Below are 16860 nucleotides of genomic sequence, written 5' to 3' on the forward strand. Positions count from 1 at the left end.
GCTGACTTTATCGTTAGCCCGAGGTCTTTTATGTGAAAAGGAGGAAAAATGATGGCACGAACAACTGGACAAACATTTGTCAATTTACCGATTCGCGATGTGGAGGAAACGATGGCCTTTTACCGGGCGCTCGGCTTCGAGTTCAACATGGATTTCAGCGATGAAAAGGCGGCCTGTCTTGTTTTAAATGAGTCGACATTTTTGATGCTTTTAACGGAACCATTTTTCAAAACTTTTACGCGGAAAGAAGTGGCGGACTTTTCGGCCAAAACTGGCCATATTGTCTCACTGACCTTTTCATCAAAAGAAGAAGTGAACCAAATCTATGAAGCCGCAGTGTCGAACGGTGCAGAAAAAGCGATGGACCCTCAGGGGGACGACTTCATGTATTACCGCAGCTTTTATGATCCAAATGGTCACCTGTTTGAAATTATGACGATGCACGCTCCTTCTTAATTTAAAGAGAGACGGATTTTTTCTTTAACTTTTATTTCTATTTCCTTAGTCCCATTTTGAGTTTTCGGACCTATAATGGGTATTATAAAAGGAGGAAGAAACATGAAAAAATTCGTCTTTGCACTTATTATTATTCTTATTGCTGGTTGTGTGTATATTTTCTTCTCGGGGAGTACGAGTTCAACAAAAATCAAAAATTCCGTCAGCACAATGACTGGGAATGGTCCTTCTGTCAGCGCGAAAAGCGCAGCTGCGTTAGATTATACAAATAGCTCGATTTATTACAAGAAAAATGAAGATGAACCGCTGGCGATTGCCAGTATTTCCAAATTGATGACTGTTTATCTTGCATATGATGCTCTTCAAGATGGCAAATTAAGCTGGGATGAAACCTTGACACTTGAACCGCTGAATGATGCACAAGCCGTATCGCTCGGTCGAATCAGCGGAAATACAGAATACACAGTGGATGATTTGATGAATGCCACACTGGTTTACTCAGCAAACGATGCGGCAGAAACACTTGGCTATGCGATCGCTAAAAACAAATTTGTGGATAAAATGAACCAAACGGCTAAAAAACTTGGGATGAATGATACCAAATATGTGAGTGCAAGCGGACTAGATAAAAACGGCGTTGCAGCTACCTCCACAGCGCATGACTTGCTGATTTTAAGTAAAGAAATACTTGATAAATATCCAGAAATTCTTTCCATTACCAAGCAATCCGAAGTGGAGCTCAGTGATGGCACTTACCTTCCCTCTACTAATGAAATGTTGACAAACGGGACGGTCAAAGGTGTCGACGGTCTTAAAACTGGCTTTACAGATGAGGCTGGCTACTGCTTTATCGGGACAGCCAAGCAAAATGACAAACGAATGATTGTGGTTGTTCTTGGCGAAAAAGAATCAGATTTGCGCTTCCAAACAGCTGAAACACTCTTAAAATACGGATTTGATGAAAATAAATAATGCGTTCGATACCGGCCTTTCTGTTCAGCGGAAAGGCTATTTTTTTGACGATATTTTTATTTGTTTTTACTGAATTTTCTTCCTTTGCTATTTTGCGACTAAACTAGTTGCTATTTTTTCAAGCAAGTGGCATTGTAGAATTGACAACGATGTTTTACTTCATACATAACTTAGGGCACCTCTTGTACAGTCTGAAAAATGGAACGGGTTCTTAGCGGAACACTAGGAGGAATCAGGTATGACAAGTAAAGTATTAGATGCTTTTTTAAGCCCACAGCTGGAAGCATTACGTGAACAAGGTCTTTACAATGAAATTGACGCACTGGAAGGGCCAAATGGAGCTGTAATACGAATCCACGGCCGTGAACTTATCAATCTTTCCAGCAATAACTACCTGGGATTTGCAAATGATGAACGTCTGAAAGAAAAAGCAGTGGCCGCAACGAACGAATTTGGCGTTGGAGCCGGGGCTGTTCGGACGATCAACGGCACAATGAGCATCCATGACGAGCTGGAGAAAAAAATCGCCACCTTTAAGCATACAGAAGCTGCCATCGCTTTTCAATCCGGCTTCAACTGCAACATGGGGGCTATTTCTGCTGTCATGACGAAAAAAGATGCGATCATTTCGGACGAGCTGAATCACGCTTCGATCATTGACGGCTGCCGCTTGTCCGGTGCCAAAATCATTCGGGCGCGTCATCAGGACATGGCTCACTTACGCGAACTGGCAAAAGCAGCGACTGAAAGCGGCGAATATGAAAAAGTCATGTATATTTGTGATGGCGTTTTTTCGATGGATGGAGACGTGGCCAAGCTACCGGAAATCGTGGAAATTGCAGAAGAATTCGGGCTGATCACCTATATTGATGATGCCCATGGTTCAGGCGTAATGGGCGCTGGTGCTGGAACGGTCAAACATTTTGGGCTATCGGACAAAATTGACTTCCAAATTGGCACACTTTCTAAGGCAGTCGGCGTGGTGGGCGGCTATGTGGCGGGCAGTCAGAAGCTGATCGACTGGCTGAAGGTTCGGGCGAGACCCTTTCTATTTTCGACATCGCTTACGCCAAGTTCGGCTGCTGCCTGTATCGAAGCGTTCGACATTATGGCAAATAGTCCGGAGACGATCGAACGCTTGTGGGAAAATGGCCGCTATTTGAAAAACGGCTTGAAGGAGCTAGGCTTTGATATTGGCCATTCAGAGACCCCCATCACGCCTTGCATCATCGGAGACGAAAACCTAACGCAGCAATTCTCGCACCGGCTACTTGAAGAAGGCGTCTATGCAAAAGCGATTGTTTTCCCGACAGTCCCACGCGGCACCGGCCGGGTACGCAACATGCCGACCGCCGCACACACACGTGAAATGCTCGATGAGGTGCTAGCTGTTTATGCCAAAGTCGGCAAAGAATTAGGCGTGATTTAAAGGCTGTGAAGATTCCTTGCGACAGACGCTTTTCTTTTGGATTTTTGACACCCTGCTGGAATTTCTTCCCTGAAAGAACGTATTTCTGGAGGATGAATGATGAAAAAAATCTTAATTACCGGCTGCTTCGGTCAAATCGGCTCGGAGCTGACCATGCGATTACGCCGCGATTATGGGAACGACCAAGTGATTGCAACAGATATTCGCCGCATTGAAGGAAGTCCGCTGCTTGAGCATGGCCCCTTTGAAATTTTGGATGTGATGGATCAGCGTGCCATGCACCGGCTAGCTGAAAAATATCAGGTCGACACCTTGATTCATCTAGCCGCTCTCCTGTCAGCTGTTGCCGAAGCTAAGCCACAACTTGCCTGGCAGCTCAATATGGGCGGTTTAATGAATGCACTGGAAGTAGCTCGCGAACTAAATTTGAAATTTTTCACACCAAGCTCAATCGGTTGTTTTGGTCCGGAAACGCCTGCTGATCACACACCGCAAGATACCATCCAGCGCCCGACGACCATGTACGGTGTCACCAAAGTAGCTGGCGAACTGTTGGCCGACTATTATTACACCAAGTTCGGAGTTGACACGCGTGGCGTCCGCTTTCCCGGTCTGATTTCCCATAAGACGCTACCCGGCGGAGGGACGACCGACTATGCGGTCGACATTTACTATGAAGCAATCAAACGAAACCGCTACACCTCGTACATTGCGGCAGACACATACATGGACATGATGTATATGCCTGATGCGATCGAGGCGATTGTACGGCTGCTCGAGGCAGATCCGGCTCGTCTGATTCATCGCAATGCTTTTAATATTACAGCGATGAGTTTTTCACCAGCCGAAATTGCTGCTTCCATTCAAAAATATCTGCCTGATTTTAAAATGGACTATCAAGTAGATCCAGTCCGGCAAAAAATTGCTGAAAGCTGGCCGAATTCACTAGATGCCCGCTGCGCCAAGGACGAATGGGATTTTGCCCCCGCCTACGACTTGGATACCATGACACAAGACATGCTTGAAAAATTGAGCAAAAAACTCGGCAGCACGACTGCATAAACATAGAAGAGCCCGGAAAACGCGCCTCCTTTTTCACAAAGCGCAGTTTCCGGGCTCTTTTTTCTCATTTTCAGCGACTATTCGCTGATTTTTATAGAGATTATATTTGACAAATAGGAGTTCAGCAACCAAGTATAGGCTCGCCGTCGACTCAAAGCTTTGCGAACTCTTGTTGTCAAAATGAATGCTTGTATTTTTAATATAGATATTTTCTTTACTAAGTGTTGCCAGTGTACTATTTTTCAATTTAGAGATTGAAATAACAGCAACGTTCATCAGCTTCAACTGTCTGGCCACAGATACGACATTTTCAGATTCACCATCTAGAGAAATCAAAATCACCAGATCATCTGCTTCGACGATATTAAAAAACTCCTTATTCAAAGTGATCGCGTCAAAGTCATAAAAGCAGTCCCCACCATGCAAAAAAAGACGTTTCAGCTGACGCGCTACAGCCATTTGGTAATCTCCTGAGCCAAAAATAAACACCCGCTTGGCTTGATGGATAAGCCGGCAGATCGGCAAAAAATCCTTCTTACTGATTTCCTCGATCGTCCTAGTATACCCTTCTGCAATCAGCTCCACCGAATCATTTTCCATTTTCATCCCCTTTTCAAGATCCAGCTTGATATGCACCTTCAGCTCACTATAGCCGTCAAAAGAGATCTTTTTGGCAAAACGAAGAATGGTCGTTCGCGAAACGTTACAAGCTGCCGCCAGGTCATTAATACTCATGGAACAGCATTTTTCCTTGTTAGCTCGAATATATGTCCAAATATGAAGATCATTTTCATTCAGTCGATCGTAATACCTGTTCACCAGTTCTTCCAGTTTCATGACGCTATTCCCTCTTCTCATGTGTTTGGTAACGCTTTCTGATTTATTGTAGCATTAAAGACTTGACGGCTCAAGAAACCTTTTTTAAAACCCCATGTGAAATATCCCGTTTTTTGTGAAAAATCCCCAATTATGAAATGATGAGATAAATGCCCTGAACGTATTGTAAAGCCCTTTCACCACCACTACAATATACAGTAATAAGACGTCTTATAAAATAAAAAGGAGGTTTTACCTATATGATGAAAAAGGTGCAACGCTTTGGCGGAGCCATGCTTACACCAGTGCTACTCTTTTCATTCGCCGGAATTGTCGTCGGATTTGCTATTTTATTTATGAATCCAGATATTATGGGAGGACTAGCAGATCCTGACAGTTTGTGGTATCAGGTTTGGAACGTTATCGCTGAAGGAGCCTGGACTGTTTTCCGGCAAATGCCACTACTCTTTGTTATTGGTTTGCCGATCGGGCTGGCCAAAAAGGAGAGCGGGCGAGCTTGTTTGGAAGCACTTGTTACTTACATTACATTCAATTATTTTCTTGCAGCTATATTAACGACTTGGGGCAGCTTCTTCGGGGTCGATATGACACAAGAAGTTGGCGGCACAAGTGGTCTTGCAATGGTTGCCAGTGTGAAAACGCTCGACACGGGGATGTTTGGCGCACTGATCATTTCAGGCATCGTCGTTTACCTGCATAATCGTTACTTTGATACAGAACTGCCAGAAGTTCTCGGCGTTTTTCGCGGCACATCCTTTGTGGTGATCTTAGGCTTTATTGTCATGCTGCCAATCGCTTTCCTATTTGCATTTGTTTGGCCATATTTCCAGTCCCTAATGCTTGGCCTGCAAGATTTCTTCATCGCAAGCGGCAATATCGGCGTGTGGGTCTACTCATTCCTGCAAGAAATTCTGATTCCAACTGGATTACATCACTTTATTTACGCCCCGTTTGCATATGACAATGCCGTTGTCCCTGGTGGAATGGCAGCCTACTGGGCAACACATCTTGGCGATTTCCAAACGACCGCACACTCACTCAAAGAAATGTACCCAGCTGGCGGCTTTGCCCTTTCCGGTATGTCCAAAGTGTTCGGTTCAATCGGGATTGTCTTCGCTTTTTACAAAACGGCTCGTCCCGAAAAAAGAAAAGCCGTACTTGGCTTGATGATTCCAGTGGCCGCAACAGCAGTCTTTGCCGGCATTACCGAACCGCTTGAATTCACCTTCCTATTCGTTGCACCTGTTTTATTCGTTGTCCACGCGCTTCTAGCTGCGACCGCTTCGACAGTTGCCTATGCGTTTGGTGTTGTGGGGGATTTCGGCGGCGGACTGATCAACTGGTTTGCCGTCAACTGGCTGCCACTTTGGAAATACCACTGGCCGACCTATGTGACTCAAATTATTATCGGCATCATTTTCGCCTTTCTTTGGTACATCATTTTCGTTTTCATTATCAAAAAGCTAGATCTGAAAACACCCGGCAGAGAGCCTGAAGAAGACGAAACGAAATTCTATACGAAAGCTGATTATAAAGAGAAAAAAGAAAAGAATAAAAAAGGTAAAGAAAAGCCAAATCAGAAAAAAGCGGCGCAATTTTTGGAAGCACTTGGTGGTCCAGACAACATCATAGACGTAACCAACTGTGCAACGCGGCTCCGGCTGACTCTAAAAGATGCTGCGCTAATGGGACCTGATGCTCAGTTCACACAGGCTGGCGCTCATGGCGTTGTCCGAAATGGTCAAGCGATTCAAATCATCGTCGGGCTATCCGTCCCATCTGTTCGTTCCGAATTTGAAAATTTATTAAAAGAAGAGGATGAAAATTCATGAAAAAAAGTTCCATTCTAATCGCCGGTGGAGGAAGTACTTACACGGCCGGAATCGTCGTCATGCTACTGGAAGCAAAAGAAACCTTCCCAGTACGCCAAATCAAATTTTATGATAATGACAAAGAAAGACAAGAAAAGATCGCTGAGGCCTGTGAAATCATTATTCGCGAACGCTCGCCTGAAATCTCCTTCTCCTATACAACCGATCCAGAAGAGGCTTTCACAGATGTTGACTTTGTCATGGCACAACTTCGAGTCGGCAAATATGCCATGCGCGAACAAGATGAAAAAATTCCGCTGAAACACGGTGTCGTAGGTCAAGAAACCTGTGGACCAGGCGGCATCGCATATGGACTTCGCTCAATTGGCCCCATCATCGAACTAATCGACTATATGGAAACCTATTCGCCAAACGCTTGGCTACTCAACTATTCCAATCCGGCAGCTATTGTGGCAGAGGCAACACGACGCTTGCGCCCAGATTCCAAAGTCATCAACATTTGCGATATGCCGATCTGCCTGGAAGATATCATGGCTCGAACAATCGGCCTTAAGAACCGCAAAGCTATGGAGGTTCGCTATTTCGGTCTGAATCACTTCGGCTGGTGGACAAGTATTCGAGATCATGAAGGCAACGATCTGATGCCAAAAATCAAAGCACATGTTGCCAAGCAGGGTTACACCGAAAACACCCCTACTGGTCAGCATAAAGAAGAGAGCTGGCTGGAGGCTATGCGTGCCGGCAAAGAACTGCTTGAAATTGAACCGGCCTTCTTGTCGAACACTTACCTGAAATACTATTTGATGGCGGATGAAACGGTTGCCCATGCCAATAAGGACTACACACGTGCCAATGAAATTATTGATGGTCGCGAAAAAGAAGTGTTCGCCGAATGTGCACGGATCGTTCGGGAAAACTCAGCCAAAGATACAACTTTCCATTCCAACGAGCATGCTTCCTTCATTGTCGACCTGGCGAGAGCCTTAACATTCAACACGAAAGAACGGATGCTTCTGATCACAGAAAATAACGGCTCGATTGAAAATTTTGCAGCAGATGCGATGGTCGAGGTCCCTTGTATCGTTGGCAAAAACGGCTATGAACCACTTGCCATGGGGAAAATCCCGCATTTCCAAAAAGGCATGATGGAACAACAGGTCGCTTCCGAAAAACTAGCTGTCGAAGGCTGGGTAGAAGGATCTTATCAAAAAGTTTGGCAGGCAATCACGATGAATAAAACTGTCCCAAGTGCCAAAGTTGCCAAAGACATTCTGGATGATTTGATTGAAGTCAACAAACCGTATTGGCCAGAACTAAAATAAGCGAAAAAATGGACGAGTTGGCAAATAACCAGCTCGTCCCATCCTTGAAGGAGAATAAATATGAGAATTTCTATTTTAACACTATTCGATTCACTAAAAAGGGCCTTTACATCTACTAGAATTTTGCTTATGACAGAGACCATCTTTTTTGCCGCTCCCGTTCTGTTTTTGTTGTATCTCGTGCTGATTTCTTGGCAAACAAATCTGGGACCTCTTGAGCCTGTTCGGCAGAATCCTATTTATACTTTATATTTTATTATGTTTCTCAGCTTCTTTTTCTGCGGCTTTGTTACCCATCAAATTCGACAAAGAAGCCAGCAGAACAAGACAGATTCTCTTTTAAAACTCGAGCTGCTCCTTCTCACAGCTTCTCAGTTCTTACTGATGAATCTTTTTTGTGCCGCTTTGCTCGTTTGGTATATTCAGCGGGAATATGGTCTTGCTATTTTCAGCATTCGTTTAAAAAAGCCGGCTCTCTGTTTTAAAAATCTATCTTTTATTGTCATGACCTATATTTTTCTTGTCGCAATTTTCATTTTTATTCTTCGTTTCGCTTTAAAAATTCACTAGGAGGTTACTTTACATGTTTTCTAAATTTAAAAAGAAGAAAAAATTATCCGTTGCCCTTTTAGCACCGATTGATGGGACTTGTACAGCATTGTCAGAAGTTCCAGATGAAGTATTTTCCAATAAAATGATGGGCGACGGAATTGCCATCGACACAACAGGCAATCAAGTCTTCGCTCCCACTGATGGTCAAGTATCATTTATTGCTGAAACCAAACACGCAGTTGGTTTTATTACAAACGATGGTTATGAATTGCTCATCCATGTTGGGCTGGATACAGTAACGCTGAACGGCGAAGGTTTTTCTGCATGTGTAGAAGCTGGAACAACCGTCAAGGCCGGCACCCTGTTGTTGACCTTGGATCGCGCTTTGCTAGAAGAACGCGGACTCAATCTGATCACACCCGTCATTTTGCTTGAAAATAATCACTTGCAACTTGAAACAGCAACTACCGGCACACAGGCAACGGCGAATCAAACCGTCATCATTACCTGTACAGAAAAGTAATCAGGAGGAATCCATGTGAAAGATGCCAAACAACGCCACCGATTCACACTGCTTTATTTATGTATGTACATGGCTTTTTCTTTTTCAATGACACAATTCACGCCCTTTCTTTCCAAGATTGGTTACGATGAAATGGAACGAGGCATTTTGCTCTCTTCTTATGCAATCACGACGATCCTGCTACAAATCGCGATAGGTTTTTTTGCCGATAAATTTCAAACGATTAAAAAATTCATGCTTGTTTTTATGGCGTTATTTCTGGCTGCAACGTGTATTTTCTATTTAACAGATATGCCCATCTTTGGCATCCACTTCATGCTAATTGCCCTCAGCGGCGGTTTAATCAACACTTGTACAGGCTTAGCGGATACGTGGGTACTAAAAAGCAGCCACCCCATCCAGATGAATTTTTCCTTCATCAAGGCGTTCGGCTCGATCGGGTGGGCGCTCGGCAGTGTACTTTTATCAATTTTATTATCCTTTCATGGCTACCTCGGGCTAAGCGCAGGCATCTTCCTTTTGTCGACTAGTACATTGCTGCTGATTTTTTCATTACGTGATATTGAAAAACACCCTTTACTAGCTCAGCAAAAAATTCAACTAGCCGATTTTAAAGCACTCATCTCCAATAAAAATTATCTTCTTTTAATTATGATATTATTTCTACTTTACAGCGTGATTGTGGCAAATAATATTACCGTGATCGACAAGATGCTGGCACTCGGCGCTTCGGATATTCAAATTGGCTACAAATGGTCCGTCCAATCGCTTTTTGAGATTCCCGCCTATTTTCTTGGTCAAAAAATCATGCAGCGATTCAGCAATTATACCCTCCTGCGAATCACAGCTATCACGCTGACCATCCAGTTTCTTCTATTTACTTTTGCTGAGAATGTTTGGGCAATCATTCTCATTAGTTGTCTTCAATTTTTGACCACACCCATTTTGATGATTGCTTCCAAACAACTGATTTTACAGAACTTCACAGCCAAAATGCAGTCCACCGCCCAACTATTCGCACTCAGCATTTTCACCGGCGTCTCTTCACTGATTGTCCCAACGATCGCCGGCGCACTGACAAAATTCACATCTGTCAATATCAGCTTATTACTGCTTTCACTCCTGCCAGTCATCGCATTTTTCTTGTTGCGAATTTATGAAAGCAGACAAAAAGCACAAATTTTGCAACTGCAATAAAAGGAAGAATAACATTATCCTAGAAAATTCCGATTCAGATTTTCTAGGATTTTTATTATGTCACAAATCGAACCCAGAAGTAGCTTTTCTTAAAAATAAATCGGATTTATCGGTCAGCTTATGGTAAAATTAGCACAGATATAAGGATGGGAGGGAAAAAGGATGGAGACATGGAAAGGCAGAACTTCTTTTTTTGATGGCGGGCTTTTGCAATTTATCGGCTGGTCGATTTTAGGTGGACTTATTACGATTTGTACATTAGGAATTTGTTACCCATGGGCGCTTTGTATGATTTATGGTTGGAAAATCAACCACACTGTCATCGAAGGTCGGCGCATGCGCTTCACAGGCTCAGCAGTAGGCCTATTTGGTAATTGGATCAAATGGCTGTTATTAACAATTATTACAGTTGGAATCTACGGTTTTTGGGTATTTATTAAGCTAGAAGATTGGAAAGCAAGAAATACTACTTTTGCAAACGACTATTAACAACGGATCGAGTCTTTTATAGGCTCGATTTTTTAGGTGCAAAATTATTCATGCAACATCCTGTAAAATCCCACAAATTTAACTATTGAAAAATGCCAAATAAAATACTTTCTGTTAAACTAATTTATAGGGTGATAAAAATTCATGTTATTTATAATTTATTTGTGAATATAAATACATTTTACAAATAATCCATAATATGACGATGATTTTTATCAAAAAAAATAAAAGGGAGACGAAAAATGAAAACTAAATTCTATAAGAAGAAGCTTTTCTGGGTAATTATGGCTGTTTTATTTGCCTATGGGAGTTTGGCAAATATTGTATCAGCGGATGGAACATTCAGCAGTGATATTGTTTCAAAGACCACCTATGAAAATGGCGAACTGAACACTTCACTCGAAACCGAATTACCAAAAGATATGAAATTTGAGATTGAGGTCACGAGCAGCACTGACAATTATTCAAAGGAAAAGACCGCTTCCGTTAAATCTGGCGGAACACTTAAGAAAACTTTCACAGATCTTGATAGCGGAAAATATACGATTACTTACACTTCCTTAAAACCATCCAAACAGAAAAAATCGGTAAAAACCAAGATCGGCTCTAACGGTGAAAATATTGAAGGCAGCAATGTCAAAGATGGCGTTGTTACCTACTCTGAAGAAATCAATATTCAAAAACTCTACACAAATACCTCTGCAAAAACCGAAGCCGACCGTTTGATTCGTACAGCGAACTCCACATTATCGTCGGAATCTTTGGATGCAGCCAGAAATTTTATCGAAAATAACGAGTACTTAAACATAGATTCTTACAAAAATGACATTGACACTATCAGCAAAAAAATTACCGAGGCAAATAATACATCTGCCGCAAAAGCCGAAGCAGACAAGCTATTAAACGAGGCAGACCAACAAGTCACAGCAGACGCTTTGAATAAAGCCAAAGATTATATCAACAGCAATCAATATCTAAATATCCAGGACTATGACAGTAAAATAAGCAGTATCAACGACAAAGTCACAGCAAAAGAAGAGGCGGCAAAGAAGGCAGCCGATGAAGCAGACGCTAAGAAAGCTAAAGAAGAGCAAGAAGCTGCAGCTGCCAGCCAGCAACAACAAAGCAGTAGCAGTTCCTCCGCCCAAGCCGAGCAACCAACACAGAATGCAGATGACACAACGCAAGTATTGGTGACACCAACTGGTTCTAAGTATCATACACATAAATGCGGCAATGGCACATACACACCTACAACACTAGCTGACGCCAAAGCTCGCGGCCTGACACCTTGCTCGAAATGTTATTAATTTTACTTCTAAAAAACAAGAATCCGGTCGCATTCGGATTCTTGTTTTTTGAACAGATTTTTAAAGTTATTAAGATCAACAACGCTTATTCTTTCTGTATCTATGATTTTTTAGAATTTCGCTTTATAAGCACTATAGCACCAATAATCACTAACACTGGAAGAAAAAATACAATGATCGTATAAATTGTATCAAACATGGTGACCCCTCCTGTAGTATTTTCTAGAAGCTGCATCTACTATTTTTTATCTAAGTCAGCCATTATAAGCGCAATCATCCCATCAACACTTACATCATTTGTGATGCTTTGTTCATTTTCTATTCCTAGCAAATCTTTTTCTAAAAACCAGGAACGCATCGTTTTTTCAGCAAAGCCAGGATTGCATTTTGTATGATGTCTTATAAGTGTTTGCTCAAAAGTGAGATCATAATAGTAAGTAAAGACATTGTCACAATTAACCAATACCTCTCTCAGCATATCTCCATACTTACTTTTCGCTAGTATTCCTTCAATAATGACAAATTCACAATTTCCCTTTCCATATTCGATCATCATTTTTATTAACCCAATTGCCAAATTATCTGGCTTGTCCGGCACATTCAGCATCTCACGTCTAACAACATCCTGAGAAATCAGCAAATTCCCTTCCCCCAGTAGAGAATGCAATTTTCTAGCCACTGTTGTTTTCCCACTTCCTGAATTCCCTCTTATCAAAATAATTTTAGCCATAGTCACCTCCCAGAATCCTTGAAGAAACGAGCTACTAATTGTTTTGGGATTATCCAGTAAACATTATAGCCACTGAGTTTCCAGATAAAATAATACGCTTACATTTCGTTGGTTCCATTATAACATTTAATCGCCTGCTCATTCATGTCAAACTTTTGAATTATTCAGTTCTTCACTTAATTTTAGTCTCTAGCACAAAGAATTTCTTTACCTATGCTTTCAAAGTGTTAAGACGGTCAAACAAAAAAAGACACCTGAAAAGTGCACATTACCAGCACTTCACGGCGTCTTTTTTATGGGGCTGGCGATCGTGTAACTTATATCAATAAACCGCTCAGTACCAATGTTTCAAAGGACTTAGTTTAATAAGAATGCAAAAAAAACAATATTTTTTCTTTCGAGTAGTATTGCTTAAACCTGATTCCCTCCGTTTTAGTAACCCAAATCCTTTAACAATTCTTTTCCTAGTTGACGGCATTCTTCCCATTCTTTAGCATGTTTGACAGCTTCTTCTGACCAAAGTAGGTTATTGTTATTCATTTCATCTAACGTTTTATTTATAGTTTTCACTAGCGCAAAATGATTCTCTGTAATCCAATCATTTTGATACAATATTTCAGCTCGATCTGTTTCTACTTCTGAAAAATCTGAAGCTAGCTCATCTGCCATAGCTGTATGTTTTAAATTTTCATACTGTGTATCGAAGGCGCTTGAAAAGAATTTTAATTCACTAATAAACAAATCATAAATTATGCTTAATTCTTCAATATCTCTCATATTCCACCCAATTTCTGGTTTCTTAAGTATGAATTAACAATATTAAATATTTTATGTTACTTTGGCCAACTTTCTTGATAATAAATCCCTTTGACATCTAATTTTTCATCATCAGTAAGGTTTTCATAAAAATCGTTCATGCCTAGTGATTTTAAAGTTGCAATTGCTACCATCCGAAGACTAGCTCCTGGCACCCCACGTTGAGATAGCTTATCTGTACCACTCGCAATTTGTTTAACCCGCTCAATAATTCCCATATCTTCTGGCTTAGATTCTGCAATCGCAACAAATGTATTGTAAAGAACTCCTTCATTTTCTTGATTCAAATATCTCAATAAATCACTATTTGTATAACTTTTTTCACGTAAATTTCTATCCATTTTAATCCATGATTCCATTTCTACACCTCATTTTTAATTAATAACCAAGCAATTGTTTTCTTTCTCTTATATAATTCTCGTATAATTGTCCAGCTAATTTATTATTCCCTGCTTTTTCAGCAATCTTTATCTCCCTCATATAAGCATTAAACTCTGATTTCCATCTATTAAGAGTTTGATAACTGAAAGCTGGTCCAGGGAATCCATTTTCCATATCATCTAAATAATGCTGCTGTTCATGCATTAATGCACTATATGAGACATCATCCGAAATAATCATCTGGGGATTTCTAAAATCAGATTTGGGGGCATAAGCAATACTACCATTACTATCTTTAGAAATTATCTCTACCCCATCTTTTTCAAGATTGTTGATTGTCTCATTCCATTCTTTCGGATGGGACTCTTTTCCTGGCCCATTAACTGCCTTAGCAGGATCTGGATCATAAGAAGAAAATTCATACTCTTGTTTTCCTACTCGATTTAATTGTATGTCATCAACACCCATTCGTTGATTGACAGTTTTTCCTTCATAGACATCATCCCAGAATTTACTATATCTCGCAGCATCCTCCGCACTCATTTTTCCAAAAGCACTAACAAATGAGAGTTAATTTTTCATTATTTTTTTGCTACTTGATAAGGATAATAAGAAGAACTGAAGTAAGTATGTAAATCTCTTGGTGCGACTAGACTTGGAAATACTTTTACAACAGGTGCACTACCTGATCCAAAATAATACGCTTGTAAAACAATTTTAGAGCAGTAAGTCGGGTTCTTGTCATATCTGCTTCCCCTAAAACCATACGATGGTCTAATAGTTTGTTTAGTTCCGCCACTCGCATTCCAATAATTCTTATACGCCCAATCACCAGCTTTATAAGCGATTGTCGTATTTTTCAGCCGTCTAACCCAAGTAGTTCCTTTACTACCTGCATTTTTCTTCATCCAAGTGCTTAGAGGTTCTAATGTTGTAGTATTCCAATATCCATTAATGGTTAAAATATGCTCTGCACTAATAGCGATTCCGGCGTGACCGCTTATTCCACCTAAACCGTTATCCGTTACGAGTATATCGCCTTTTTGCATATTGTAACCGCCCCACGAACTCCTCAGCATATTGCTATTTGGTTCTTTTGCTAAAGGAGCCTCTCCATTGTTATCATCAATATTGGCCGATTAATCGGATAATACAAATTGGTCCCACTCTTCTTGACTAATAGAATCATCAATCAATTCTTGTTTCAGTAATTCCTCATAATTGAATTCATTCGCCATTATTTTATGAGGTATGACTAACAGTACTAATCCAAGTGCAAACAGTAAAATACTAATTTTAAGTAGTTTTTTCATCCCTTTTTTCCTCTCCTCTTAAAATGGTTTACCTGCAAAATAATAAAAAGCTAGCATCATAGTAAAAGCAATATTTGTAAAAATAGAACCATAAATAATAAATAGTGTCAGTCTATTCAAACTTTGTGATAGCGATTTCATTATTGACCAAATAGTCGAAATAATTAATATCAAAATCAGACAACCCGTTACAACGACGCTCACCATAAAGTTTTTATTAGCAATAATGTCAAAAAACACTAGTAGTAACAAAATAATGAGATTTAGAAAACCTAAAGAGATAACTATGTATTTTTCTTTCATCTTCTCCCGCCTTCCTTTTCATTCTTCACATTTGTTCATGTTTTATTGTACTATACAAATGTTATCAAAAACGAAAAAAATAATGAAATGGCCGTTTTTTGTCGCGAACAACAAATATAAGCGTAATTTCCAAAAATAGCGCATGTTATTTTGATATTTGTACAGAAAAATCACCTTTGCTGTTGGGGAGCAAAGATAGACATTCAAGAGAAAACTCAAAAAGAACCCTCCGCCTAATAGCAGAGGGTCAGCACACCAGTCTTGCGGATACTTTTAACTATTGGACATTTGGCCAGTTGCCTGAGCCATTCCAACTGACTTTTGCTCCTGTATCAGGATGACAATAGACCCTTACTCGTCCAAATGCTCCCGTTTTAATTTCATAATCCCAACCGCTGCGATCTTTTTTCACAGCATATGTCAGCCCGCCAAATTGTGGCGGATTAATCGTTCCGATGCTGTATTGTGCTTGCAAAGCTGGGGCAGAAAGTGGATAAACCCGCCAAGTTCCTTGATCTGCCGGGAAAAAGACATACTGCCCTTTATTAGTAACAGGGACAGGTTTGACCGGAGCATTAGATTTCTTGCTGTAAGCAACATATTGTGAACCTCCAGAGATCCATTCCCCGCTGGATACTCGATACCAGCCGTCACGACTTTCATAAACAGAATGGCCGGAACCCTTCGGCGCAATACGAGTAATGCTGTATTGTGTTCCTGGACCACTACGCACGTTCATCTCCATTTTGGTTTCTAGCGTACCAATGGCCTCTGAAAATGGTGGAATCGTATATTGACTACTTGATCCAGAAGAGCTGGATCCTCCCATTCTCTTTCGTACGTCTTCTTTCAATTTATTCCATTCACTTTGATTCTTTGTGTAGTAGCGCGGGCAATCTTTGTAGGCAGCACCCACAATATCCGAATGCCGCCAAAGGTCATTATGAGATAAACCATATTTTTTCAGTAGCTGTGTAGCTAATTCTACACATACGTTATAGTCAGCATCATAGAACTTCCCATTCCAATCAGGGTGGGCATTTTCGATAATGCAAAAAGTTTTGCATTCCTATCATTTTCTTTCACTTCCAAAAACAAAAGAATCTCTCGAATCGGTTGATATAACTGACTTCGAGAGATTCTTTTATTTTGTTTAAAATCACTGGAATGGAGCTGGCGATCGTGTAACTTATATCAATAAACCGCTCAGTACCAATGTTTCAAAGGACTTAGTTTAATAAGAATGCAAAATTAATGCAAAAACCATTATTTTCATATATTTTATATGAGATCTGGATTGTAGTTTTTTACTTCTGTAATAAAATTAAGACTTACA

At 40.7% G+C, this 16860-nt stretch carries 19 protein-coding genes; 10 read left to right on the forward strand and 9 right to left on the reverse strand.

Annotated features, from left to right (window positions below; all coding sequences use genetic code 11):
• Positions 1-51 precede the first annotated feature (51 nt).
• From CS921_RS11105 to CS921_RS11120, 4 genes are all read left to right on the forward strand, one after another.
• The gene (locus tag CS921_RS11105; RefSeq protein WP_099223897.1) at positions 52-456 is read left to right on the forward strand and encodes a VOC family protein; all 405 of its coding nucleotides are present in this window, start codon (positions 52-54) and stop codon (positions 454-456) included.
• 102 nt (positions 457-558) lie between these two features.
• On the forward strand, positions 559-1428 hold the full coding sequence (locus CS921_RS11110; RefSeq protein ID WP_162921750.1) for a D-alanyl-D-alanine carboxypeptidase family protein: 870 nt from the start codon (positions 559-561) through the stop codon (positions 1426-1428).
• Between the two features lie 238 nt (positions 1429-1666).
• Positions 1667-2857: a glycine C-acetyltransferase gene (locus CS921_RS11115; RefSeq protein WP_099223901.1), complete on the forward strand. Its 1191-nt coding sequence runs from the start codon at positions 1667-1669 to the stop codon at positions 2855-2857.
• A gap of 99 nt (positions 2858-2956) precedes the next feature.
• The gene (locus CS921_RS11120; RefSeq protein WP_099223903.1) at positions 2957-3919 is read left to right on the forward strand and encodes an L-threonine 3-dehydrogenase; all 963 of its coding nucleotides are present in this window, start codon (positions 2957-2959) and stop codon (positions 3917-3919) included.
• A gap of 33 nt (positions 3920-3952) precedes the next feature.
• On the opposite strand, the gene CS921_RS11125 is transcribed toward CS921_RS11120, so the two are convergent.
• Entirely contained in the window at positions 3953-4756 is an 804-nt protein-coding gene (locus tag CS921_RS11125) for a MurR/RpiR family transcriptional regulator (protein ID WP_099223905.1), read from the reverse strand.
• A 239-nt stretch (positions 4757-4995) separates the two neighbouring features.
• Here CS921_RS11125 and CS921_RS11130 point away from each other — a divergent pair, with 239 nt between their 5' ends.
• The 6 genes from CS921_RS11130 to CS921_RS11160 all read left to right on the forward strand — a co-directional run bounded on the left by CS921_RS11130 (position 4996) and on the right by CS921_RS11160 (position 11981).
• Complete coding sequence (locus CS921_RS11130) at positions 4996-6588, forward strand: alpha-glucoside-specific PTS transporter subunit IIBC (protein ID WP_099223907.1); 1593 nt, start codon at positions 4996-4998, stop codon at positions 6586-6588.
• Positions 6585-7910, forward strand: a complete 1326-nt coding sequence (locus CS921_RS11135) for a 6-phospho-alpha-glucosidase (protein WP_099223909.1) — start codon at positions 6585-6587, stop codon at positions 7908-7910. The genes CS921_RS11130 and CS921_RS11135 overlap by 4 nt, the downstream gene beginning before the upstream one ends.
• Positions 7911-8493: 583 nt before the next feature.
• Positions 8494-8985 (forward strand): PTS sugar transporter subunit IIA, encoded by a 492-nt coding sequence (locus CS921_RS11145; protein ID WP_099223913.1) that lies wholly within the window; start codon positions 8494-8496, stop codon positions 8983-8985.
• Positions 8986-9000: 15 nt separating this feature from the next.
• Entirely contained in the window at positions 9001-10182 is a 1182-nt protein-coding gene (locus CS921_RS11150) for an MFS transporter (protein WP_099223915.1), read from the forward strand.
• 162 nt (positions 10183-10344) lie between these two features.
• On the forward strand, positions 10345-10671 hold the full coding sequence (locus CS921_RS11155; RefSeq protein ID WP_099223917.1) for a DUF898 family protein: 327 nt from the start codon (positions 10345-10347) through the stop codon (positions 10669-10671).
• A 242-nt stretch (positions 10672-10913) separates the two neighbouring features.
• Positions 10914-11981: a hypothetical protein gene (locus tag CS921_RS11160; RefSeq protein WP_099223919.1), complete on the forward strand. Its 1068-nt coding sequence runs from the start codon at positions 10914-10916 to the stop codon at positions 11979-11981.
• Positions 11982-12219: 238 nt separating this feature from the next.
• Here the strand turns inward: CS921_RS11160 and CS921_RS11165 are convergent, their stop codons facing one another.
• The 8 genes from CS921_RS11165 to CS921_RS11195 form a co-directional block, all read right to left on the reverse strand.
• The gene (locus CS921_RS11165) at positions 12220-12711 is read right to left on the reverse strand and encodes an AAA family ATPase (protein WP_099223921.1); all 492 of its coding nucleotides are present in this window, start codon (positions 12709-12711) and stop codon (positions 12220-12222) included.
• 432 nt (positions 12712-13143) lie between these two features.
• A complete protein-coding gene (locus CS921_RS11170) occupies positions 13144-13488 on the reverse strand; it encodes a hypothetical protein (protein WP_099223923.1) in 345 nt (114 codons plus the stop codon).
• A 56-nt stretch (positions 13489-13544) separates the two neighbouring features.
• Positions 13545-13886 (reverse strand): hypothetical protein, encoded by a 342-nt coding sequence (locus tag CS921_RS11175; RefSeq protein WP_099223925.1) that lies wholly within the window; start codon positions 13884-13886, stop codon positions 13545-13547.
• 19 nt (positions 13887-13905) lie between these two features.
• Positions 13906-14451 carry a hypothetical protein gene (locus tag CS921_RS11180; protein WP_099223926.1) on the reverse strand — a complete coding sequence of 182 codons (546 nt, stop codon included), beginning with the start codon at positions 14449-14451 and terminating at the stop codon, positions 13906-13908.
• Between the two features lie 38 nt (positions 14452-14489).
• Positions 14490-14957 (reverse strand): hypothetical protein, encoded by a 468-nt coding sequence (locus CS921_RS11185; protein ID WP_099223928.1) that lies wholly within the window; start codon positions 14955-14957, stop codon positions 14490-14492.
• Between the two features lie 90 nt (positions 14958-15047).
• Positions 15048-15221 carry a hypothetical protein gene (locus CS921_RS15575; protein ID WP_162921751.1) on the reverse strand — a complete coding sequence of 58 codons (174 nt, stop codon included), beginning with the start codon at positions 15219-15221 and terminating at the stop codon, positions 15048-15050.
• Positions 15222-15239: 18 nt separating this feature from the next.
• Complete coding sequence (locus tag CS921_RS11190; protein ID WP_099223930.1) at positions 15240-15524, reverse strand: hypothetical protein; 285 nt, start codon at positions 15522-15524, stop codon at positions 15240-15242.
• 277 nt (positions 15525-15801) lie between these two features.
• Positions 15802-16353, reverse strand: coding sequence for an SH3 domain-containing protein (locus CS921_RS11195; protein WP_162921752.1), 552 nt, complete (start codon positions 16351-16353; stop codon positions 15802-15804).
• Between the last annotated feature and the right edge of the window lie 507 nt (positions 16354-16860).

The organism is Listeria costaricensis, from assembly GCF_900183385.1.
Taxonomy (GTDB): domain Bacteria; phylum Bacillota; class Bacilli; order Lactobacillales; family Listeriaceae; genus Listeria; species Listeria costaricensis.